The organism is Cupriavidus pauculus, from assembly GCF_002858765.1.
GTDB classification, from domain to species: domain Bacteria; phylum Pseudomonadota; class Gammaproteobacteria; order Burkholderiales; family Burkholderiaceae; genus Cupriavidus; species Cupriavidus pauculus_B.
In genome coordinates this window covers 41552-63491 of sequence record NZ_PJRP01000013.1, presented here as the reverse complement: position 1 = coordinate 63491, position 21940 = coordinate 41552, and the positions used below count along the sequence as shown (strand labels likewise).

Here is a 21940-nt window from a genome sequence, read left to right as displayed (position 1 = left end):
GCTCCGCACAACGGGAAGGAGATGGTTCGATGGCATTGCATCGTGGGGAAGTCTTTGGCTGGCGCCGACTGGCGCTGAACGTGTGCTGGCTGGCGCTGTTGCCGGTGGCCACGGCCTGTGGCGGATCGGATGACGCCACGGCGTCCACCAGCCCGCCCGCCACCACCACGCCGGCCACCCCGCAGGCCACGCTGGGGCTGGCCGGCGAGCTGAACACGCCGGGCGCGTTGACGCTTTCGCAGTTGCAGGCCATGCCGGCCACCACCCAGACCGTGTCGTTTTCCAGCGGCAGCGGTCCGCAGACCCATACCTACACCGGCGCCAGCCTCTGGACGGTGCTGAACCAGGCCGGCATCCAGGTCAACGCGGCGGTCCACAACGACATGCTGGGCAAGTACGTGGTGGCCACGGGCAGCGACAACTACCGTGCGGTGTTCGCGATGGGCGAACTGAGCCCGGACTTCGGCAATCGCGCCAGCCAGGTGGTCTACGCCGAGACGCTCAACGGCACCAGCGCCGCGCTGGCTGCGCCGGACGGTCCGCTGCGCGTCACCGCGCCGGGAGACGTGAAGGGCGGCCGCTATGTGTCGGGGCTGGTCAAGCTCGAAGTCCGCAGCGCCACGTCGACGGCCACGGGCACGGGTGGCGGCATCAGCACGCAGTTCCAGCTGGGCGGCGCCGTAGCCCGGCCAGCCACGTTCGACCTGACCGCGCTGCAGGCGCTGACACCGGTCACGCGTACGGTCGGCGCCAACACTTACACGGGGGTCGGCCTGTGGGATCTGGTCAACGCGGCGGGCATCGCCACCAATACGGCGGTCAAGAACGACCTGCTCGGCTTCTACGTGGTGGCCACGGGCAGCGACGGCTATCGCACCGTGATCTCGCTGGCTGAAATCTCGCCCGACTTCGGCAACCAGCCCGATATCGTGGCCTATGCGATGAACGGCACGCCCCTGACCACCAACGGGTTTGCCCGGCTGGTGATCCCCAACGACGGCAAGGCGGGGCGCTACGTGTCGAACCTGGTCAGTCTCGAGGTGGTCGCGGCGGCCCGATGAACTGGCGTCGCGCGCCCCAGCGGCGCGCGCGCCTGACCAGATGGTGCCGGTGCGCGCGCAGCAGGGCGCGCGTCAGCACGTCGTCGGCCACCGGCATGATCGCCACCACCAGCAGCAGCGCCGCCAGCGGCAAGGTGGCGGAATAGCCGATGGCGCTGAAGGCCTGCGCGCCCACCACCCCGCCCAGGAAGAACAGTCCCACCAGCACGGCCAGCAGCCGCAGCTTCTGCCGGTCGGCCATGACGGGTTGCGGCCCGGAGCGCGGTCCGGTGGCCATACCGGTGCGCGCCAGGCCATTCCAGTAGCACAGCTTGCCCAGTTCGATGCCGATGTCGGTGACCATGCCGGTCACGTGCGTGGTGCGGATTTCGGCATTCGACAGCTTGGTGATGAGCGCATTCTGCAGCCCCATCATGAAGCACAGCAGCATCACCGTGGCGGGCACGAACAGCCATTCCATGTCGTCCAGATGCGTGCCGAGCAGGCCGAAGCCCAGCAGCAGCAACGCCTCGAACAGCAGCGGGATGGCGTATTCGCTGCGCAGCCGCGCGCGGCGGGCCCAGTGGATCAGCATGGCGGAACAGGCCGCGCCGCCGATAAACGACGCCAGCGCGCCAATGCCGTTGAGCACCATGCCGTAGCGGTGCAGCACCAATTCGTCGGCAATGGAAGAGACCACCCCGGACATGTGCGAGGTGTATTGATGCACCGCCAGGAAGCCGCCCGCGTTGGCGGCGCCGGCCACGAAACAGAGCACCCGTGCCAGCCGGCGGTTGGACACTGGGTTGCGTCGGTGGGCGGTCAGACTGCGCAGATACCCGAGTGGCATGGCGGCAAGGGCGGGGGCGACGGAAGCCCCCATCATACGACCGCGATGGCAGCGCGTGCATCCCGCTCAAGCACGGGCAGTTGCGCGCCGCATACAGGCGCGCGGGCGGCAGGGGCGCTGGCGCGGCGTCAGGTCAGGCGCGTGTGCGTCACCGACACCACCTTGGCCCAGCGCGTGATCTCGCCCTGCAGGAACTGGGTGAACTGCGCGGCGCTGTTGCCCACCGGGTCGAGCCCTTCGCTGGTCAGCCGCTTGCGCATGGCCGGCGATGCAACGGCTGCGGCGGCGGCCGCTTCCAGTTCCTTCACCATTTCGGGCGCCATGCCGGCCGGCCCGAGCAGGCCATACCACGACCGGTAATCGAAATTCGGGATCACATCGGCAATCGGCGCCAGGTTCGGAAAGGCCGGCAGCCGCTGCGGGCAGCTGACCCCCAGCCCCTTGATCTTGCCGGCCTGCAGCAGCGGCTGCACGGTCGCCACATTGCCCAGCAGCAGGTCGGCCTGGCTGCCCACCACGTCGGCCACGGCCGGGCCGGCACCCTTGTAGGGCACGCTGACGATATCGACGCCGGCCTCGTGCTTGAGCATCTCGCCGGCCAGATGGTTGGCACTGCCCACGCCGGCCACGGCCAGGCTGATCTTGCCGGGCTTGGCCTTGGCCAGCGCAATCAGTTCGCGCACGTTGTTCGCCTCCAGGCCAGGCCGCGCCACCAAGATCAGCGGGGAACTGGCAATCAGCGAGATCGGTGTGAAGTCCTTGATCGGGTCGAACGGCTTCTTCTCGAACAGGGCCGGGTTGATGGCATGGCTGGTGTAGCTGAGCAGCAGCGTGCCGCCATCGGGCTCGGCCTTGGCCACCGCCACGGCGGCGATATTGCCGGCCGCGCCGCCACGGTTCTCGACGATGAACGGGTGCTTGAGGCGTTGTTCCAGGTCGGCCGCCAGCGAGCGGGCGACGATGTCGGTGCCGCCGCCCGGCGTGGCGCCGACCAGCAGCTTGGTCACGGACGGGGCGGCGTGAAGATCGGGGGGCAACACCAGCGCCGCAGAGAGCAGCGCCAGAAAGTCGCGTCGTTGCATGGGTTGTCTCCGTTTCTCTTTTTGAAGCCGGCGCCTCGTCAGGCGGGCGCCGTGCGGGATATGTCGCGGCCGGAGGGCGCCGGCCGTCTTGCTGCCTGGTCAGGCGGTGGTAGCCTCCGTGCCGGCGGTGCGGCTTTCCGGATGGGCCGGCCACGGCATCAGTGGCATGCTCAGGGTGGCGGCCTGGCGTTTCTCGAAGGTATCGAACGCCGCGCTGCGCGCGCTGCCACGCAGGCCACCGCGCACGGCGCCGGCGCGCACATCGGTGAAGTAGACGGCCCAGTCATCGGGCAGCGGCTGCGAACCGGGCACCGCCAGCCACAGGCGCAACAGGTGACGCTTGCGGTCGAATTCCTCGTAGTCCTCGAAGTTGGTGCGCGAATGCACGGTCACGTAGTTGTTCAGCAGCTGCATGTCACCCTGTTCGAGTTGCATGCCAAAGCAGAGTTCGGGGTCGTTCAGCAGCGTGTCGAGCAGGTCCAGTGCCTCGGTCTGCGCGGTGGTCAGGCGCGGCACGTCGGGGAAATCGCGCTGCGCGGCCACCACGTTCTTGCGGTTGATGCGGAACGCGAAGGCCGAGGGGTGGCTGCCCAGGATCGGCAGCGGGTAGTAGTCCGGCTGCGACGGGTCCTGCGCGCCCTGGTAGCTGTAATAGTAGGGCTGCTGCAGTACCGGGATCAGGTCGGGGCGGCGCTGCGCCACCGCATCGCGCAGGGCAATCGAGCTGAGCACCTTGCTCTCGCCGCCTGACTTGGCGGCGCGGCGGCAGATCAGGCCCACGATGTCGCCCGAATCGGTATGGAAGTCGAGCCCGGCGTTGGTGTTGTAGCCGCGGCCATTGGTGGTCTTGTAGGCCGCGCCCACGTCGCGCACATCGTTCATGAAATCGCTGGCGCGGTTCTGCGTGCGGGCCACGCCCATATGCAGGCCCATGCCCCAGTAGGCCAGGCGGGTGTCGTCCTCGCTCCAGCGATCCACCGGGAAGCCCTTGACCAGGCACATGCCCCAGCGGCCCTGCGTGAGGTCGACGGCGCGTGCCAGCGCCTGGCGGGCGCCTTCGTCGAGCGGAAAGTCGTCACGGCTCATGTCCAGCGGGGCCTTGCCGACGGCCTTGGCGTGCGCCAGGGCGTGGTCGAAGCTGGCCACATCGGCGGCGGTCAGGCGCAGGATCCAGGAGGTGTCGCGCTGGGCATCGGCGGCGAGCCAGGCTTGGGGGCGTTGTGCAGGCATCGGAATCGTCTTCTTTATCGGGTCAGGCCAGGGTTTGAACGGGGGCTGTGCAGCCTTGCGCGACGTCGTGAAGCCAGTCTATGCTTGCCCGGCAACAAGAAAAAGTGACGTTGTTTGACGTCCTTGATAAGGAATCTTGATGAAGTTGGAGACCTTCGCCACGCTGGCGGCCGTGATCGAGGAAGGCTCGTTCGCGGCGGCGGCAGCCACCATGCACCTGACGCCCAGCGCGGTCAGCATGCAGATGAAGCAGCTGGAGCAGTACCTGGGGCAGCCGCTGTTCGACCGTTCCGGGCTGCAGGTGCGGCCCAATGCGCTGGCGCGCGAGGTGGCGACGTCGATGGAAGGCGGGCTGCGGCATCTGAACACGCTGCGCCGGCGGGCCAGCGTGGCGGTGGAAGGCACGGTGCGGCTCGGGGTGATCGAATCGATGCAGCCGGTGCTGCTGCCCGGCACGCTGCGCTACCTGCGCGAGCGCTATCCGAGTCTGACGGTCAAGCCGCTGCGTGGCCGCAGCACGGGCCTGACGGAGATGGTCAAGGCCGGCCAGCTTGATGCCGCAGTGGTGGCGCGCCCCGAATCGGGCCGTGTGGCCAGCCTGCGCTGGTATCCAGTGGCGACCCGCGAACTGATGCTGATCGCCCCGCCCGACGTGGGCAGCCGCAACGAATCGCCGGCCGATCTGCTGGCGCGCTACGACTGGATTCGCTATGACCGGGCCACCGTGTCGGGGGCGATGGCGGCGCGCCACGTCCACGGGCTGCTGCCGGACAAGCGCAGCGCCATGGAATTCGACAGCGTGACGGCCATTGTGGCGATGGTCAGCGCGGGCCTGGGGGTGTCGGTGGTGCAACTGATGGACCCCACCGTGGTCGACCGCTACCCGGTGCGCCGCATCCGCCTGGGGCCGGACGCGCCGGTGCTGCAGATGTCGCTGGTGCTGCGCAAGTCGGACGAGGACAGCCGGCTGCTGCAGGCGCTACGGGAGGCCGTGGAGGCGACGCTGAAGACACCGCGTACGTAGGCGCCCTGGATTTCTCCCCTCTCCCGCGCGGGAGAGGGGAGAAACCGTCAATCAGCCGCAGGTGGGAGAGGGCGCTAAGATCAGTCTGCTGCCTCGCGCGCCATCAGCAGCCGCACGCTGTCCGCACGCGTTTCCGCCAGCGCCACCGCCTGTGGAAACAGTGGCTGGCACAGCCGCGTCAGCACGTTGCCGGGCGGCATTTCCACCGCCAGCCGCATGTTGTAGGCACGCGCCAGCAGCATCGTTTCATGCCAGCGCACTGGCAGCGCCATGTTGCGAGCGAGGTCGTCGGCAATACGGGCCGGGTCGCGCAGTTCGCGCGCCGCGCTGGCGCTGAAGTAGCGCAGCGTGGGACGCCGGCATGGAACGTCGGCAAACGCACGCTGCAGCGTCGCGGCGGCTTCGTCCAGCAACGCGCAATGCGACGGCACGGCAATCGCCACCCGCTGCGCCGTGCGAGCCCCCGCCGCCAGTGCCAGCTCGGCCACGCGCGCCATGGCGACGTCCGATCCCGCCACGACAAGCTGGGTGTCGGCGTTGTAGTTGGCGATATAAACCGGCATGCCGGGCCGATGCACTGCGGCGACCACGGCCTCCAACGGGCCTTGTTCCAGGCCCAGGATCGCGGTCATGCCATAGCCCGAGGGATAGGCGGTTTCCATCAGCCTGCCACGCTGCGCAACCAGCCGCACGGCATCGGCAAACGGCAGTACGCCGGCGGTGACCGCCGCCGCGTAGGCCCCGATCGACAGCCCGGCCACCGCATGGGCCGTGGCGCCGTCGTCGAGCAGCGCGCGCGCGCTGGCCACGCTCGCCACCAGCAGGCAAAGCTGCACCGATACCGTGGACGCCAGATGGGCGGCATCTTCGTGCCGCAGGATGTCCGCGCCCAGCACGTCGCTGGCTTCGGCCAGCGTGCGCGCCACCGCCCGATGATCGGGCAGCATATGGAGCATGCCGGGGCGTTGCGCGCCCTGGCCGGGAAAGGTCAGCAGGGTTGGCATGGGGCGCGCCAGGGGTCTTCGCTGAGCACGGGGCCGGTGTCGGTCTTCAGCAGCACGCGGCCCCCGGTACGCAGCCGTTCGCGCAGCGCAAAGGCGCCGTACGGGGTGGCCACCTGGATGTCGAGCCGCACGACATCGGCATCGGTGTCGGTATAAATCAGCGATTGCAGCGCCGCCAGCGTGGCGGCCGAAAGCCGCTCGGGGGCGTCCAGCAGCAGGTCGATATCGCTGCCGGTGTGAAGCACGTCGATGCCAGAGGCCAGCGTGAAGCCCACGGCGCCGGTGACGCCCCACGGGTGCGGAAGTGCGCCGAGTTGACGGGCGATGGGGTCCAGTGCGTGCAGCGCGGGAATCTCGTCGCGGCGTGGATGCAGGCGCCAGAAGCCTTCACGCGCGATATCGAATGGCGACACCACCGTCGCGCACTGGTCGGCGTCGATCCAGCCGGCGTGCCGCTGTGCGCGGCTGCGGCCCCGGACGCCTACCGGGATACGGGCGATGCGCCCAGCGATGTCCCGGTCGCGGCGCACCACCAGCGGCGCCTGCGCCAGCCAGTCCGCATCGGCCCAGTCCGGCACGTCTCCCGTGGCGATGAGCGCCGCGGGATCGCGCAGCCAGATCAGGTCGTGCGGTCGCAGGCGCATGTCAGTCGCGGTCCTGCCACTGGCTGGCCAGCAGCGCGCGGGCCTGCCGCGTGGCGCTGCGGTTCTGGCCTTGCTGCCGGCCGCGCAGGTCGCGCTGCGGGTCGGCGTCGATGTCGGCCAGCGCCTCGGCAAGCTGGCCCTGCACAGCGGCCAGGTCCTGCGCGGTGGGCGCCGCGGCCTCCTGTACGGCGACGGTGCGCCAGAGCAGGCCCAGCGTGGCGTAGTTGTTGAGGTCGTAGGCCATCGGCGGCACGGTGGCGGCAAACGCCTCCAGGTCTTCGACACTGCGCAGCGTGATGCGGGCGGCGGCTTCCTTGCCCATCGCGTGAACCTGTACGCCCGGATCGCGCAGCGCCAGGATGCGGTTGGCCTGGTAGCCGTGCGCCAGGAAGGCCCCCGACATCGCCTTGCCCACCAGCAGCGCGATCACGGGATGCCCCTGCAGTCGCGCCGTGGCATAGGCGGCAGCCGCGCTGGCCAGGGCCTGGTGAATGCCGAAGGCCTCCTCGCGGCGGCCATAGGCCTGGCTGGGTGTGTCGACAACGGCGACGATGGCGCGCTTGACCGGACGATCGCGGTCGGCGGCCACGGCGTCATGCACGGCGCGCGCCAGCGACCAGCCTTCGAGCAGGCCTACTTCGCCCTGGCGGGCGCGTGGGAAGGGGCTGGCGGCATCGGGCACCACCGCGATCAGCCGCGCGGCGCGGCCGGCGGTTTCCACGTCGGCCACTTGCACCGATGCCGGATAGCCGGGCAGCCGGGGGGCGTTGCCGCTCAGGGCGGCCAGCCAGGTCTCGCCCCGGCTCATGGCGGCTTGTGCAGGTTGTGCGGGCGTGGCGCTCATTGACGTTCTCCATACAGGCGGCGCACGGCGGCCGGGTCCGGTTGATGGACGGTATCGCCGGCCGTGTAGGCGGCGATGCGTTGCAGATAGTCGGCGTAGCGCTCGCTGCGTGCGGTGTCCTGCACGGGTGCGGTGGCCAGCGCGGCCACGACGTCGCGGATCTCGGCCGCGTCGTCGTCGACATAGCGGTCGGCCAGGCCCGTGGCGTGGCGTTGCTCGCCGCCGGTCAGACCCCAGATGAACGGACGATCGCGCGAATCGTATTCGCCCACGCCGGCCTCCTGCTCGATCACGGCCGGGCCGTTCAGGCCCAGGCGCGCCTCGCGCGTGACCACCAGGGCGCTGCACAGGCCGGCGGCAATCGACATGCCGCCGAAGCAGCCCACCTGGCCCGCGATGACGCCGATCACGGGCTGGTAGCGACGCAGGTCTACGATGCCGGCGTGGATCTCGGCAATCGCGGCCAGCCCGAGGTTGGCCTCCTGCAGGCGCACACCACCGGTCTCGAACAGGATGACGGCACGCGTGGGCACGCCGCGGCGGTTGTCGTCGGCGGCCAGTTCCAGCGCGCCGGCGATCTTGGCACCGCCCACTTCGCCCAGGCTACCGCCCTGGAACGCGCCTTCGATGGCCAGGATCACGGCGGGCTTCCCGTCGATACGGCCCTTGGCGACGATCACGCCGTCGTCGCCCTGCGGCACCACGCCCTGGCGTTCCAGCCACGGCGAGGTCAGGCCATCGAACGGGCCGGCCAGTTCGCGGAAGGTGCCCGGGTCCAGCAGGGCCCGGGCGCGTTCGCGTGCGCCGAGTTCGACAAAGCTGTCGCGTGAGAGCATGGCGGCGCGGGTCATGTCGGCTCCTTGCCGTCGAGGGCTTCAAAGGCTTCGGCCAGGCGCATGCCCACCACACCGGGCGTGGCGCCGAAGTCGTGGATGCGGATCTTCATCGCCGCGCGCGGTTCGGCACTGAACACGCGGTTGAGCTGGGCATCCCAGACGCGGCCGTATCCGTTGATCGACGTGGTCACATCGATCGAGGTCTTGCCCGCTTCGCCCGGTTCGATGATGACTTCCAGGTCGCCCGAGCCCACCACGCCCACCAGCACGCGGTGCGAGGCGGGCGCGCCGGCGGCGTATTCAAAACGAAGCTGTTCCATCAGTGTTCTCCAGAGGGCGTGGCCGAAAGCCCGCCAAGCCGATCAAGAAAGAGGGTGGCGGCCAGCAGGTCGGCGCTGCCGCCCGGCGACGCATGGCGTGCGTGCATCGCCGCTTCGAGTTCATGCAGGCGCCGGCGCCCGGTGAGCGTGCCGATGCCGCCGGCGTCGAGCACGGCTTCGGCGCCGGCCTGCACATCAGCCAGTCCGGCACGGCCGGCGCGTGCCAGCACGCAGGTGTCGTCGAGCCGCGCCATGATGGCCAGCAGCGCGTTGACCTGCGCCGTGGGCTCGGCATCGCCGCGTGCGCGGGCCTCGCGCAGCATCGGCAGCCCGATGCCCATCACGTGCGGAAAGCCGGCCTCGGCCTGCTCGCGCGCGCCGCCCACCCCGTAGGCGGCACGTGCCAGTTCGCCCTTGTTGCCGGTGTGAACCGGGCGATGGCGGTCGGTCAGGCGGGCGATCACGGCGGCCATCTGCGCGATGGCCTTGGCGTTGGGCACGGCGTCGCGCGTCTTGCCCAGCCAGCCCGCCGCACCGGCCAGCAGGCCCAGCGCCCAGATCGCGCCGCGATGCGTGTTGACGCCGCCGGTGGCACGCAGCATGGTGGCCTCGGCTTCGCGGCCCAGCGCGCCAAGCCGCTCGCGCAGCGCCACGTCGATCCGGCGCGCCTGCTGACCGGCCAGCGCCATGGCCGCGAAGTGGTCGCCCAGGCTGTGCGCCGAGGCGATCATCAGCGACAGCGTCATGTCGGCGTGGGCGCCGTTGCCGCGTGCGTCCACCAGGCCGGGCTTGGGGGCCAGCGTGGCTTCGTCCACCAGCACGGCCACGGCCAGGTCACCGATGGCGCCTGCCAGGCCGGACGGCGCGAAGTCGGGATATGCGGCCGATGGAAGGGGGGCAAGCGCGGCCATTACCAGCTCCTGAAGCGGGCGGGCGGGTTATAGAGGCCGCCCGACCATTCCACCAGGTCGGCCATGCTGCGCGCGGCCAGCAGCGATCGCGTGGCCTGCGCGCGATGCACGCCCAGGTCTTCGGGCAGCGCGATCAGGCCGTCGCTGCGCATCTGGCGCGTGGTGGCCGGATCGTGCCGCATGCCGATCGGCGTGACGCCGGCCACGGCGGCAATCATGCGGCGCCGCTCTTCGAGCGAGCGTGCCTTGTACAGGTAGGCGATGCCTTCCTCGGTCAGCACGTGCGTGACGTCGTCGCCGTAGATCATGACCGGCGCCAGCGGCATGCCGCTGTCCTTGGCCACCTGCACCGCATCCATCGATTCCACGAAGGTCGGCTTGCCGCCGGCCTGGAACGTTTCCACCATCTGCACCACAAGCTTGCGGCCCCGGGCCAGCGGGTCGTCGGTTTCGATCAGGTCCAGCCAAGCGGGCGTGGCGTGGCGGCGGCCGCCGGGGTTGTGGCCCATGTTCGGCGCGCCACCGAAGCCGGACAGCCGGCCGCGCGTGACCGTCGACGAATGGCCGTCGCCGTCGATCTGCAGCGTGGAGCCGATGAACAGGTCCACCGCGTACTGGCCGGCCAGCTGGCACAGCGCGCGGTTCGAGCGCATGCTGCCGTCGCGGCCGGTGAAGAACACGTCGGGCCGCGCGGCCACGTAGTCTTCCATGCCAAGTTCGCTGCCGAAGCTGTGCACGCTTTCCACCCAGCCGGATTCGATGGCCGGGATCAACGTCGGGTGCGGATTCAGCGTCCAGTACTTGCAGATCTTGCCCTTCAGGCCCAGCTGCTCGCCGTAGGTGGGCAGGATCAGTTCGATGGCGGCGGTGTTGAAGCCGATGCCGTGATTCAGCGACTGGACGTTATGGCGCTCGTAGATGCCGCGGATGGCCATCATCGCCATCAGGATGTGTACCGGCTTGATCAGGCGCGGGTCGCGCGTGAACAGCGGTTCGCAGAAGAACGGCTTGTCGGACTGCACCACGTAATCGATCCAGGAGCCCGGGATGTCCACGCGCGGCAGGTCGGCCGGGTCGTCGACGATCTCGTTGACCTGGGCGATCACGATGCCGTCGCGGAACGCGGCGGCTTCCACCAGGGCCGGCGAATCCTCGGTGCTGGGGCCGGTGTACAGATTGCCGTCGCGGTCGGCCTTGTAGCCGGCCGTGAGCACGATTTGCGGCGTCAGGTCGACATAGAGCCGCGAATACAGCTCGATATAGGTGTGGATGGCGCCCACTTCTAGCAGCCCGTCTTCCAGGAACTGCGAGATCCGCACGCTCTGGGCGCCCGCGTAGGCAAAGTCGAGCTTGCGGGCGATGCCGCGCTCGAACAGGTCCAGGTGTTCCACCCGGCTCACGCTCGGGATGATCATGTGCAGGTCATGCACGTGCGACGGATCGGCTTCGGCCAGCGCGCGCGACAGGAAATCGGCCTGCTTCTGGTTGTTGCCCTCCAGCACCACGCGGTCGCCGGGCGCGGTGATGGTTTCGAGAAAGCGCACGATGTCGCCGGTGGGCACCACCTTGCCCGTGGCGATCTTCGCGCCCAGGTCCTGGCGGCGCCGCTTCTCGGTGCGGCGCGTGTCCCATTGTCGTTCCGGTATCGGATTCAGCATGACGTCTCCGGTGTGCTGCGGTCGTTACGGCAAAGATAGGCCACGCGGCGGCGGACGAACAATCAACGTCGGCGACGGACCGTTACGGCGGGCGTAACTAAACCCTTGATCCTGGGGTAACGGGACGATTAACCGGACCGTAACGATCGTGCGCCGCTGGTTGATTGATGCCGGGCGGCGCGATTCCTAGAGTTGTCTGCAAATGTCCGCACCCCCGGGGATGCGGCGCCTACAACACCAACTGGAGACAATCATGATCATCTACGGAACCGCGCTACTGGCCATCTGCCACCTGGTGGGCCTTTACCTGGGCGACCTGCTGGGCGCCGCCATCGGCGTCAAATCGAATGTGGGCGGGGTGGGCATCGCCATGCTGCTGCTGATATTCATCCGGCTCTACCTGCATGACCGCGGCCTGATGCCGAAGGAGACCGAGGCCGGCGTGGGCTTCTGGGGCGCGATGTACATCCCTGTGGTGGTGGCCATGGCGGCCCAGCAGAATGTGGTGGCCGCGCTGCGCGGCGGCCCGGTAGCCGTGCTTGCGGCCTTCCTGGCGGCGGGCGCCTGCGCCTGCCTGATCGCGCTGCTCAGCCGCACCGGCGATCACGAGCCGCTGCCGCCGCTGCCGGCCGAAGCCGTTTCGCACTAAGCCAGGAGACCGCCATGACTATTGCTGCTCCGGCCATGATGTTCGACAACGTCCTGCTCCACAACGGCCTGGTAACGGCCTTCGCCACGGTTGGCATCGTGATGTGGGTGTCCTCGCAGATTTCAAAGCGGCTGACGAAAGGGCGCCTGCATGCGTCGGCCATCGCCATCATGATCGGCCTGGCGCTGGCGTACTACGGTGGCGTGGTCACCGGCAAGGAAAAGGGCCTGGCCGATTTCGCGCTGTTCTCGGGCGTCGGCCTGATGGGCGGCGCCATGCTGCGCGACTTCGCCATCGTCGCCACGGCCTTCGAGGTACAGGTGCGCGAGGCGCGCAAGGCGGGCATGGTGGGCGCCGTGTCGCTGCTGCTGGGCACCGTGGTGCCATTCGTCGTCGGCGCGCTGGTGGCGCGGGCGTTCGGCTACAGCGATGCCGTCAGCATGACGACCATCGGCGCGGGCGCGGTGACCTATATCGTCGGTCCGGTGACCGGCGCGGCGCTCGGCGCCAGCTCGGACGTGATCGCGCTGTCGATTGCCACCGGGCTGATCAAGGCCATCATCGTGATGGTCGGCACGCCGTTCGCGGCCGGCTTCCTGGGCCTGAACAACCCGCGCGCCGCCATGGTGTTCGGCGGGCTGGCCGGCACGGTCAGCGGGGTATCTGCGGGGCTGGCGGCCACGGACCGCCGGCTGGTGCCCTATGGGGCGCTGGTGGCCACGTTCCACACCGGGCTGGGCTGCCTGCTGGGGCCATCGGTGCTGTACCTGGCCACCAAGGCGATTGTCGGGGGCTGATCAGCAGGGCGCGCGGCCGCCCGCCTGCGTCAGCATGCGGCAGACCGCCGCCAGCGCCAGCAGGTTGGGGTCGCGCTCGCGGCGGCGCAGGAAGCTGAGCCCGATGGTCTGCTTCATGCCGTAGTCGGCCGTCAGCGGCACGAAGGCCACGTTGCGCGCGAACACGTCGCGCACGCGGCCCGGCAGCAGCGAGTAGCCGATGCCGCCGCCCACGAGGTTCATCAGCGAGAAGATGTCGCCCACCTTCATCACCACATTGGGCGTGAAGTCGGCAATGCGGAAGGCCTCGGCAAAGCCGCTCGATGTCACGAACCCGTCACCCAGCGATACGAACGGCTCGTCGCGGCACTGTCGCAGATCCACGGCGGGCAGCTTGGCGTAGTGCGAGTCGGCCGGCGTGGCAAAGAAGATGTCGTCCTCGAACATCGGGATCGATTCGATCTCGGCACTGGGCTCGGGCAGCCCCATCAGCGTGGCGTCGATGGTGCCGTGGCGCAGCTTGTCGAGCAGGTCGGCGTTGGAGCCCAGCACCAGCTCGGTCTGCAGTTCGGGGCGGCGCATCTTGATGCCGATCACCACCTGCGGCACGGTCCGAATCGTCAGCGAATAGAGCGACCCGATCTTGAGCTGGTCCGCCGAATAGCCGGCGGCCTCGCGTGTCACCCGCACGCCATCGGCCATGGTCTTGAGCACATCGCGCGCCACATCGGCCAGCACGTGGGCCGCCTCGGTGGGCAGCAGGTTGCGGCCCTCGTGACGGAACAGGGCGCAGCGCAATCCTTCTTCCAGCGAATGCAGGGCCCGATGCACGCTGACAGTGCTGACTTCGAGCACCTCGGCGGCCTTGGCCAGGTTGCCCGTGTCCATGAACGCGAGCAGCGCTTCGAGCTTGCGGAACGTGATGTCTTCGCTGATGCGTTCGGGCATGGCTTTGGGGACGGGAGTACGGAAGGCGGGACAGACCACGATGATCGCACAACGGGCCGGCGATGTGCATGACGCACGTGGCGGGGCGTTGCCATTGGCCAATTATGTCGCCCGGTTTCACCGGCCCGGCGTGACATATCCCGACATGAATGGCAGCGCGACAACCAGCGGTCCGCATCCTAGAGTTCAGCCCGTCGACGCAACACCACGCGTCAAACGAATCGAACCGAAAGGACACACACCATGGCCAACCGCCTCCTGATTGCCGCAGCCGGATCGCTGATGCTGCTTGCCAATGCCTCGGCCTTCGCCTGGAGCGGTGGCCACTTCAATGCCTACACGCCGCGCGGCGAATTCAGCGGTGGCCATGCCATGTCCTGCGGCGGTGGCAGCTGCTCGCACGCCGGTGGCGCAGTTGGCCCCTGGGGCGGCGTGGCCACCAACACCGGCACCGTGACGCGCAACGCACCGGGCCAGTTCTCGAACGCCGGCACGGCGGTCGGACCGAACGGTCGTTCGGTGCAGCACGACGGCAGCACCAACTGCGCGGGCGGCACCTGCAGCCATAGCGGCGACGTGACCGGCTCGAACGGCCGCACGGCCAGTACCAACGGCAGTGTGACGCGCGACGGCCCGGGGCAGTACAACTCGTCGGGCACCGTGACCGGCGGCAACGGCAACAGCTGGAACCATTCGGCGGCGACGAACTGCGCTGGCAACACGTGTAATCGGTCTGGCACCGTCAGCAACAGCTATGGCGGCAGCGTCAACCATTCCGGCAGCGCCACCCGCGTGGCCCCGGGCGTGGTGACGACTGGTGGCGGCAGCACCGTCTACCACGGGTCGACGGTCAGCACCGGCACCACGGTGGTGGTGGGTGCCGCACCGGTCTACGTGCCGCCGCCCCCGCCGGTGGCCGTGGTGACGCCAGTGCCGGTGGTGGTGCCGCCGCTTCCGCCCGTGACCGTGGTGGCGCCTGCGCCGGCTGTGCTGCCGCCGCCGCCGGTGGTGGTGCCGGCGCCCGTGGTGGTGACCCCGCTCCCGCCGGTGCGCGTGGCGCCCGTCGTGGTGGTGCCGCCGCCGGTCTATGTGGCGCCGGCGCGGGTGGCGGTGCTGGTGCCGGGCCACTGGGTGGGCCGCGTCTGGGTGCCGGCGCATTACGCCTGACCGGCCCGGTCGCACCAACGAATTTCAACCTCGTCGGCCAGTGGCAGTACGTCGGGCGCCGGCAAATCAACGGAGTTGCATCATGAAGAAGATGATCACGGTAATGATCTTGTGTATTGTTTCTGCAGGGGCCAGCGCGCAAGGCCTGGCGGGTGGTGGCGGTGGCGGTGGCGGTGAAAACCGCATGGAACGTACCGAGCAGGTGCTGTCGCAGTTGCAGACCCGTTTCGCCAACGCCAATACCACGCGTGACGGCAAGCTGACGCGCGAACAGGCGCAGGCCGGGATGCCGATGGTGGCACGGCACTTCGACGAGATGGATACGCACCACGTGGGCTACTTGACGCTGCCGCAGATCGATGCGTTCATGGCCCAGCGCATGCGGTCGCGTTGATGAAGCAACATCAAGGCAACACCAGGGGCAACCCCGAGAGGCAAGTCAGTCCAGGATCAGAAACATAAGAACCGGAGGGACGGCATGGACGAGGGACACCGCATCATCGTGCTCGACGACGAGGCCGAGCTGCGCAACATGCTGCAGCGCTTTCTGAGCGGCCATGGCTTCCACGTGCGGGCCGTGGCCGACGGCAAGCAGCTTAACCGCTACCTGCAGCGCGAACCCTACGACCTGCTGGTGCTGGACCTGATGATGGAACCCGAGGACGGGCTCACGATCTGCCGCCGGCTGCGGGCCGAAGGCCAGACGCTGCCCATCCTGATGCTGACGGCAAAGGGCGACCCGGCCGACCGCGTGGTGGGCCTGAATACCGGCGCCGACGACTACCTGGCCAAGCCGTTCCTGCCCGACGAACTGGTGGCGCGCATTCGCGCGCTGCTGCGGCGCCAGAAGATCGCCGCGGGTGACCCGACGGTGACCAGCCAGACGCTGAGTTTCGGGGAATTCCGCTTCGATGTGGGCAAGCAGACGCTGACGCGAGGCGGGGCGCCCGTGGAAGTTCACTCGGCCCAGATGCTGTTGCTGCATGCGCTGGGCTCGTCGCCCAACCGGGCTGTCAGCCGCGAGAACCTGCTGGCGCGCGCCCGGGGCCGCGACCACGACGCGCTGGACCGCAGCATCGATGTGCAGATCCTGCGGCTGCGCCAGATCGTCGAGGAAGATCCGGCCAAGCCACGCTTCATCAAGACCGTCTGGGGTGTCGGCTACATGCTGGTGGCGGGTGTGGACGCATGATGCGCCGCGTGCTGCCGCGCTCGCTGCTGGCGCGCAACATCGTCCTGCTGGTGATCCTGGTCTTCCTGACGCAGGCCTGCTCGCTGTTCGTGCTGCTGCACTATGTGCAGCGTCCGCGCGTGGAGCGGGCCGCCGCCGTGTTTTCGCACTACGTCATGCTGATGGACCGCGCGCTGGGCACCATGCCCGCCGGCGAGGCCCACGCGGCCGTGGCGCGCATGGGTGGCCAGAGTGAGCCACCGCCAGACGATCCGCCCGGCGCCGATGCGGCCCACCCGTTCCGCACCTGGCAGCGCGACGTGTTCATGCGGGCGTTGCGGCGCGATCTGTCGCGCGATACCGATGTGCGCTGGCAGGGCGGGGACGACGACGAAAAGCTCTGGATCCAGGTGCATGCCGCCGGATCGCCCACGTGGATTGCGCTGCCGATGACGACCGATGCACAGGCCAGCGGCATCACCGCGGCGATTGCGCTGTCGGCGGCGCTTGGCCTGCTGGCGGCGCTGACCGGCTACCTGCTTCAGCGCCATATCAACCGGCCGCTGCAAGACCTGGCGCAGGCGGCCAACCGCATCCATGCGGGCGAGATGCCCGATGCGCTGCCGACCAACGGCCCCACCGAAATCGCTGAAGTCAGTCGTGCCTTCAACGACATGACCGAGGCGCTGCGCCAGGCCGAGAAGACGCGGGCGCTGATGCTGGCGGGTGTCTCACACGACATCCGCACGCCGCTGACCAAGCTGCGCCTGGCCATGGCGATGACGCTGCCGCGTGGCACGGACGACGCCTTCGTGGCATCGGTGGAAGGGTATCTCGATCACATCGACATGATCCTGCAGCAGTTCATGGACTACGCGGGCAGCGGTGAGAAAGAGGCCCCGCTTCCGGGCGATCTCAATGCACTGGTGAGCCAGCTGGCGGCCGATTTCGCGGGCCTGGGGCACGAATTCGAGCTCGACCTGGGACCGCTGCGTCCCGTGGTGTATCGGCCCACCAGCATGCTGCGGATGCTGATGAACCTGATGCAGAACGCCATCAAGTACGGCAAGACGGGCCTTTTCGTACGCACCTGGCAGGACAGCCAGCAGGCCCATGTGGCGATCTGCGATCGCGGCACGGGCCTTGGCGCGGCGGATATGGAGCAGTTGCGCGCACCCTTCAGCCGGGGCAGCAACACGCGCGGAGAAGGCGGCACGGGCCTGGGGCTGGCCATTGTCGACCGCATTGCGCGGCTGCACGGCGGCGCGCTGTCGTTTCGTGAGCGCGAGGGCGGCGGCCTGGAGGTGGTGGTGTCGCTGCCGGCATGACATGGGATGAAATAGTTCTCGCCTGGCCTGTTGCGTGGCTTCGTCCAATACTGGGTCTGCCGGCGCCGATGTCCGGTGCCAATCGAAACCCCAGCAAGGACCTCCATCATGACGACCACTTTCCAGGCTCTTTCGCGCACCGCCAAGCAACTGACCATCGCCGCCGTGGCGGCGGCATCAATGATGATGGCCGGCGGCGCGTCGGCCACGACGATGATCTCCGAAGCCTCGGTGCCGGCGTCAGTGGCGCACGTGCAGGCCGATGTGGTCTATGTGCGCGGCTTCGACGTGAGCGCCAGCCAGGTCAAGGTCGACAACACGATGATGCACCGGATCAAGGCCATGGCTTCGGGCGACGGTGCCGACAGCGAAACCCAGGCCGCGCTGGCCGCGCGTAACGCCACGGCCGACGAGATCGTCCGTCAGCTTCAGGCCAAAGGCCTGCACGCCGTGCGCATCGATGGCCCGGTGCCCACCGATGCCAACGCGCTGATCGTGGAAGGCCGCTTCGACAAGATCGACGAAGGCAAGCAGCGCCGTCGCACGATGATTGGTCTGGGCGCGGGCAAGAGCGATGTGTCGGCATCGGTCCAGGTGCTGTACCAGCCGGCCCATGCACAGCCGATTCCGCTGGCGCTGTTCGACACCAATGCCGATAGCGGCCATATGCCCGGCGTGGCCGAAATGGCCGGCGTGGGCGCGGCGGCCAGCCATGTGGCCACGTCGGTGGCGGCGAGCGCCGGCGTGCATGGGGCGACCGAATACCGCCGCGATAGCGTTGGCGGCGAAGCGCAGCGCGTGGGCGACGCCGTGGTCAAGCAGGTGATGGCCGTGCTGGCCCATCCGGGCGGCGCCGCACGTATCTGAATCGTCCGATCTGAAACGGTTGGCAACGTTCAGCAACGAAAGGACACCCTCGGGTGTCCTTTTCTTTTTCTGACGCCTCAGATACATTGGCATTTCCTGATTTGCCTGAAATGCCGTGAAACACTACACACGCGAAAACTTCCAGCTAACGCAAAGTGTCGGCTTTCACCTCAACCGGGCACGCAACAGCCTGCTCATGGAGATGGATGCCGCGCTGCGCCCGCTGGACATTACCGCCCAGCAGATGGGCATCCTGCTGTCGCTGATGCGCGGGATGGCCAGCACGCCGCTGGAGGTCAGCCGGCTGCTGGGCATCGACACGGGCCTGATGACGCGCATGCTGGACAAGCTCGAAAACAAGGGCCTGCTGCAACGGCAGCGCAGCGACGAGGACCGTCGCGTCATCCACCTGATCCTGACCGACAAGGGCCGGGACGTGGCGGCGCAGCTGCCCCATATCGCGCCGGAAGTGCTCAATCATCGCCTGCGCAATTTTTCCGAGGCCGAGTTCAACGAGTTCATGCGCCTGCTGCAGAAGTTCGCGGACGGCAGCTGAGGCCGCCGTCCGGCTTCAAGCCTGGGCGCGCGCCGGCGCCCCATGGAGCACGGTGAAGTCCGCGACGAATGCCACGGCCATGGCCATCGCGCCGCACGTGAAGATCAGCGTGTAGTTCTCGTGGGTATGCGAGAACAGCCAGGCGTAGCCGTAGCCGCCCAGCGCCTGGAACAGCGCGAACGACGCCGTGGCGCGGCTCCAGGCGGCGCGTTGCGCCGCGGGGTCGTGCGGCAGCAGGTCCTGCACGCGGCCCAGTACCATCGGCACGATGCCGGGGGTAAAGGCGCCGAGCACGATGGTGGCGGCCCACAGCGCCGCCGTGTGGTGAGACAGCGCCAGCAGGCCCACCGCCAGCCCCTGCAACACCATGGCGATACGGTAGCCCTTGCCGAAGCCCAACCGGCCGCCCAGCCAGCTGCTGACCACCGGGCCGGCAATCGCTGCGATGCCGTACAGCACCCAGTATCCCGCGCCAACCGAGGCGCCTTGGCCCAGTCCGCGTGCCACATAGTCGACCAGCAGCATCATCGCCGGCACAAGCCCCAGCGCATTGGCCGCGTACTGGATATAGATCACGCGCAGGGCGCGCCGATGCGATGCCAGCGCTCCGTCGGCGGCATGGTGGCCCGCCGTGGTGGCCGCTGGCATGCCCGGTGGCGTGTCGGTGGCGGGCCAGCCCGCCCAGCTCAGCACGGTGAGCAGCAGCGCCACGACGCCAAGGCCGAACCATGTGGTGCGCAGGCCGAGCTTGAGCAGCTCCGGCACCAGCGTGCCGGATGCGGCGATGCCGATACCCAGCCCGAGGAAGATCATGCCGCTGACAAAGGCGCGCCGCGCGGGCGGGATATGCGGCAGGATGGCCGTGGCCACCAGCACCATGATCGCGCCGCCCGACAGGCCGGACAGAAAGCGCCACACAAAGAACCAGCCGACCGACAACGGAAACGCGCAGGCAAAGAACGCCGCCGTGACGGCCACCATCAGCCAGCGTAATGCGTGACGGTTGGACAGGCGCGCGGCCAGCGGGCGCCCCAGCAGCGCACCGGCCAGATAGCCGGCAAAGTTGGCGGCGCCCAGCGTAACCGTATCGGACGCGCTGAACCAGTGCGCCTGGATCAGCGACGGAATCAGCGGCGTGTAGGCGAAACGGGCCAGACCGATGGCCACGAGGCTGGCGCACAGGCCGGCAAATGCTGCATGGAGGGCGCGCGCGTCTAGCGATCGACTGTCGGGCAGCGCGCCGGGAACGGGTGCGGCGGCGGGGGCATCTTGTGACATGGTTCTTTCCTTCGCGAATGTCGGGGCGAACGTCTCCGCCACGCGGCGGAAGGCCGCGCGGAGCGTATCGAAAACAGCGGGAGTGGGCGGGCCTAGACCGGCGGGACGTCTGTCGCCTGCAGGCCCAGCGACGCCAGCGCGGGTCGCACCGAAGCCTCCAGCAGGGCGCGGTCTGGCATGACGCGTGAGAGCACGCGCATGCCTACCTGCAGCGACAGCAGCATGGCCGCGGCGTCGTCGGGGTCGTGGGCAGCCGCGATGGTGCCTTCGGCCTGGGCCGCGCGGATCGCCCGTGCAAAGAAGGCACGCAGCAGCGACAGCTCCAGCGCCACGGCGGCCTTGAGTTCGGGGTCTTCGTTCGAGGCTTCCAGTGCCGTGTTGATCAGCATGCAGCCTCGGTGCGGCAGTTCGGTGGCCCCGCGTTCCACGCTTTCGGCAAAGAACTGCACGAGCGCCTGTGCCGGCGGATAACTGGCCTCGATGCGCGCAATGCGCTCGCGCAGCGTGCGGCTCAGGTAGTCGTCCAGCGCCTGCATGAACAGTTGCCGCTTGTCGCCAAACGCGTTGTAGAGGCTTGGCTGGGTCAGGCCCATCGCCTGGGTGAGTTCGCGCGTGGACGTGGCGTGATAGCCCTTGGCCCAGAACGTTGCCTGGGCGGCGGACAGCGCCGCGTCCGCGTCGAATTGTCGAGGTCGTGCCATGGTGGATCTCGTTTTGTATCGATCTGTATGAAACCGTGAAGGCGATTATAGATCGACCGATACAAAACGCAAGCCCCGCTCTGCGACCATCGGCTGAAGGCCCGGCACGCCGTCCCTTCACAATTCGTGAAGTGGTCTTCTCGGATTGTGACTTGGCTGTGGTGCCCTGGCGTCCCTATAGTCTGCGGTCCGGGCACCGCGTGACCCACAAGGAGACAGAAGAACATGATCAAGAGCTGGATGGCGGCGGGCGCTGCCGCGGCAATGCTGCTGGCGCCGGGCGCCCATGCGCAGGCCCCCGATCTCCACGTGATGATTTCCGGCGGATTCACGGCCGCGTACCAGAAGCTGGCGCCCGACTTCGCGGCGCAGCACGGTGCCCGACTCGACACCGAACATGGCCCGTCGATGGGCAAGTCGCCGGAGGCGATTCCGAACCGGCTGGCGCGCGGCGAACATGCCGATGTCGTCATCATGGTGGGCTATGCATTGGACGACCTGATCAAGAAGGGCGTGGTCGACCCCCAGTCGCGCGTGGAACTGGCGGACTCGCGCATCGGCATGGTGGTGCGCCAGGGCGCGACGGTGCCCGATATCCGCACTGTCGAAGCCTTGCGCCAGACCTTGGTGCAGGCGAAGTCGATTGCGTATTCGGACAGCGCCAGCGGCGTCTATGTGGAGCGCGAACTGTTCGCGAAGCTTGGCGCACCGGAACTGGCGGCGAAGGCGAAGAAGGTGGAAAAGATCCCGGTAGCGTCGACGGTGGCCAATGGCCAGTACGAGATCGGCTTCCAGCAGGTGGCCGAACTGCTACCTGTGCCGGGTGTGACGTTTGCCGGCCGCATCCCCGAGGAGGTGCAATCCATTACGCGCTTTGCCGGCGGCGTGCCGGTCAAGGCCGACCATCCTGCCGAGGCGAAGGCACTGCTGGAATACATGGCGGCGCCCACCGCGCAGGCCGTGGTGAAGGAAACCGGTCTCGATTCCGTGCCGCACTGATTTCGACACCGTTTTTAAGGGCTGTGGTCATTGCCCGGGGCCGGCTTTTGCCGGCCC

23 protein-coding genes and 1 pseudogene are annotated in these 21940 nt (G+C 68.5%); 11 read left to right on the top strand and 13 right to left on the bottom strand.

Annotated features, from left to right (window positions below):
- Window positions 1–29: 29 nt before the first annotated feature.
- Window positions 30–1061, top strand: coding sequence for a molybdopterin-dependent oxidoreductase (locus tag CYJ10_RS23410; protein ID WP_101683846.1), 1032 nt, complete (start codon window positions 30–32; stop codon window positions 1059–1061).
- 16 nt (window positions 1062–1077) lie between these two features.
- Here the strand turns inward: CYJ10_RS23410 and CYJ10_RS23405 are convergent.
- The 3 genes and pseudogenes from CYJ10_RS23405 to CYJ10_RS23395 form a co-directional block, all read right to left on the bottom strand.
- Window positions 1078–1890: pseudogene (locus CYJ10_RS23405) on the bottom strand (YoaK family protein); the annotation flags it as partial.
- 128 nt (window positions 1891–2018) lie between these two features.
- Window positions 2019–2972 (bottom strand): tripartite tricarboxylate transporter substrate binding protein, encoded by a 954-nt coding sequence (locus tag CYJ10_RS23400; RefSeq protein ID WP_101683845.1) that lies wholly within the window; start codon window positions 2970–2972, stop codon window positions 2019–2021.
- 99 nt (window positions 2973–3071) lie between these two features.
- Window positions 3072–4202: a TauD/TfdA family dioxygenase gene (locus tag CYJ10_RS23395; RefSeq protein WP_101683844.1), complete on the bottom strand. Its 1131-nt coding sequence runs from the start codon at window positions 4200–4202 to the stop codon at window positions 3072–3074.
- Window positions 4203–4341: 139 nt separating this feature from the next.
- Here CYJ10_RS23395 and CYJ10_RS23390 point away from each other — a divergent pair, with 139 nt between their 5' ends.
- Window positions 4342–5226, top strand: a complete 885-nt coding sequence (locus CYJ10_RS23390) for a LysR family transcriptional regulator (RefSeq protein ID WP_101683843.1) — start codon at window positions 4342–4344, stop codon at window positions 5224–5226.
- An 80-nt stretch (window positions 5227–5306) separates the two neighbouring features.
- Here CYJ10_RS23390 and mdcH read toward each other — a convergent pair whose 3' ends face one another.
- From mdcH to mdcA, 7 genes are read right to left on the bottom strand one after another with little or no spacing between them, the layout of a single operon-like run.
- Window positions 5307–6230 (bottom strand): malonate decarboxylase subunit epsilon, encoded by a 924-nt coding sequence (gene mdcH / locus CYJ10_RS23385; RefSeq protein WP_101683842.1) that lies wholly within the window; start codon window positions 6228–6230, stop codon window positions 5307–5309.
- Entirely contained in the window at window positions 6215–6874 is a 660-nt protein-coding gene (locus tag CYJ10_RS23380; protein WP_101683841.1) for a malonate decarboxylase holo-ACP synthase, read from the bottom strand. The genes mdcH and CYJ10_RS23380 overlap by 16 nt, the downstream gene beginning before the upstream one ends.
- Window position 6875: 1 nt before the next feature.
- Complete coding sequence (gene mdcE, locus CYJ10_RS23375; protein ID WP_219621503.1) at window positions 6876–7718, bottom strand: biotin-independent malonate decarboxylase subunit gamma; 843 nt, start codon at window positions 7716–7718, stop codon at window positions 6876–6878.
- A complete protein-coding gene (locus tag CYJ10_RS23370; protein ID WP_101683840.1) occupies window positions 7715–8569 on the bottom strand; it encodes a biotin-independent malonate decarboxylase subunit beta in 855 nt (284 codons plus the stop codon). Before CYJ10_RS23370 ends, mdcE begins: the two co-directional genes overlap by 4 nt.
- The gene (locus tag CYJ10_RS23365; protein WP_101683839.1) at window positions 8566–8874 is read right to left on the bottom strand and encodes a malonate decarboxylase subunit delta; all 309 of its coding nucleotides are present in this window, start codon (window positions 8872–8874) and stop codon (window positions 8566–8568) included. The genes CYJ10_RS23370 and CYJ10_RS23365 overlap by 4 nt, the downstream gene beginning before the upstream one ends.
- Window positions 8874–9785, bottom strand: coding sequence for a triphosphoribosyl-dephospho-CoA synthase (locus CYJ10_RS23360; protein WP_101683838.1), 912 nt, complete (start codon window positions 9783–9785; stop codon window positions 8874–8876). The genes CYJ10_RS23365 and CYJ10_RS23360 overlap by 1 nt, the downstream gene beginning before the upstream one ends.
- Entirely contained in the window at window positions 9785–11443 is a 1659-nt protein-coding gene (gene mdcA / locus CYJ10_RS23355) for a malonate decarboxylase subunit alpha (protein WP_101683837.1), read from the bottom strand. The genes CYJ10_RS23360 and mdcA overlap by 1 nt, the downstream gene beginning before the upstream one ends.
- A gap of 253 nt (window positions 11444–11696) precedes the next feature.
- Here mdcA and madL point away from each other — a divergent pair, with 253 nt between their 5' ends.
- Window positions 11697–12092 (top strand): malonate transporter subunit MadL, encoded by a 396-nt coding sequence (gene madL / locus CYJ10_RS23350; RefSeq protein WP_101683836.1) that lies wholly within the window; start codon window positions 11697–11699, stop codon window positions 12090–12092.
- 14 nt (window positions 12093–12106) lie between these two features.
- Window positions 12107–12889, top strand: a complete 783-nt coding sequence (madM, locus tag CYJ10_RS23345) for a malonate transporter subunit MadM (RefSeq protein WP_180863034.1) — start codon at window positions 12107–12109, stop codon at window positions 12887–12889.
- Here madM and CYJ10_RS23340 read toward each other — a convergent pair whose 3' ends face one another.
- Complete coding sequence (locus CYJ10_RS23340; protein WP_101683834.1) at window positions 12890–13816, bottom strand: LysR family transcriptional regulator; 927 nt, start codon at window positions 13814–13816, stop codon at window positions 12890–12892.
- Between the two features lie 243 nt (window positions 13817–14059).
- On the opposite strand from CYJ10_RS23340, the gene CYJ10_RS23335 reads away from it, so the two are divergent.
- From CYJ10_RS23335 to CYJ10_RS23310, 6 genes are all read left to right on the top strand, one after another.
- The gene (locus CYJ10_RS23335) at window positions 14060–14983 is read left to right on the top strand and encodes a hypothetical protein (RefSeq protein ID WP_101683833.1); all 924 of its coding nucleotides are present in this window, start codon (window positions 14060–14062) and stop codon (window positions 14981–14983) included.
- An 82-nt stretch (window positions 14984–15065) separates the two neighbouring features.
- Window positions 15066–15377, top strand: a complete 312-nt coding sequence (locus CYJ10_RS23330) for a hypothetical protein (protein ID WP_101683832.1) — start codon at window positions 15066–15068, stop codon at window positions 15375–15377.
- Between the two features lie 84 nt (window positions 15378–15461).
- Window positions 15462–16175 (top strand): response regulator, encoded by a 714-nt coding sequence (locus tag CYJ10_RS23325; protein WP_101683831.1) that lies wholly within the window; start codon window positions 15462–15464, stop codon window positions 16173–16175.
- Window positions 16175–17482, top strand: coding sequence for an ATP-binding protein (locus tag CYJ10_RS23320; protein WP_101683948.1), 1308 nt, complete (start codon window positions 16175–16177; stop codon window positions 17480–17482). The genes CYJ10_RS23325 and CYJ10_RS23320 overlap by 1 nt, the downstream gene beginning before the upstream one ends.
- 108 nt (window positions 17483–17590) lie before the next feature.
- Window positions 17591–18349, top strand: coding sequence for a DUF4410 domain-containing protein (locus CYJ10_RS23315; RefSeq protein ID WP_101683830.1), 759 nt, complete (start codon window positions 17591–17593; stop codon window positions 18347–18349).
- A 115-nt stretch (window positions 18350–18464) separates the two neighbouring features.
- Window positions 18465–18905 (top strand): MarR family winged helix-turn-helix transcriptional regulator, encoded by a 441-nt coding sequence (locus tag CYJ10_RS23310; protein ID WP_101683829.1) that lies wholly within the window; start codon window positions 18465–18467, stop codon window positions 18903–18905.
- Window positions 18906–18920: 15 nt separating this feature from the next.
- On the opposite strand, the gene CYJ10_RS23305 is transcribed toward CYJ10_RS23310, so the two are convergent.
- Together CYJ10_RS23305 and CYJ10_RS23300 are read right to left on the bottom strand one after the other, a co-directional pair.
- Complete coding sequence (locus tag CYJ10_RS23305; protein ID WP_101683828.1) at window positions 18921–20183, bottom strand: YbfB/YjiJ family MFS transporter; 1263 nt, start codon at window positions 20181–20183, stop codon at window positions 18921–18923.
- A 92-nt stretch (window positions 20184–20275) separates the two neighbouring features.
- The gene (locus CYJ10_RS23300; protein WP_101683827.1) at window positions 20276–20884 is read right to left on the bottom strand and encodes a TetR/AcrR family transcriptional regulator; all 609 of its coding nucleotides are present in this window, start codon (window positions 20882–20884) and stop codon (window positions 20276–20278) included.
- A gap of 225 nt (window positions 20885–21109) precedes the next feature.
- Here CYJ10_RS23300 and CYJ10_RS23295 point away from each other — a divergent pair, with 225 nt between their 5' ends.
- Window positions 21110–21883 (top strand): substrate-binding domain-containing protein, encoded by a 774-nt coding sequence (locus CYJ10_RS23295; RefSeq protein WP_101683826.1) that lies wholly within the window; start codon window positions 21110–21112, stop codon window positions 21881–21883.
- The last annotated feature ends 57 nt before the right edge of the window (window positions 21884–21940 follow it).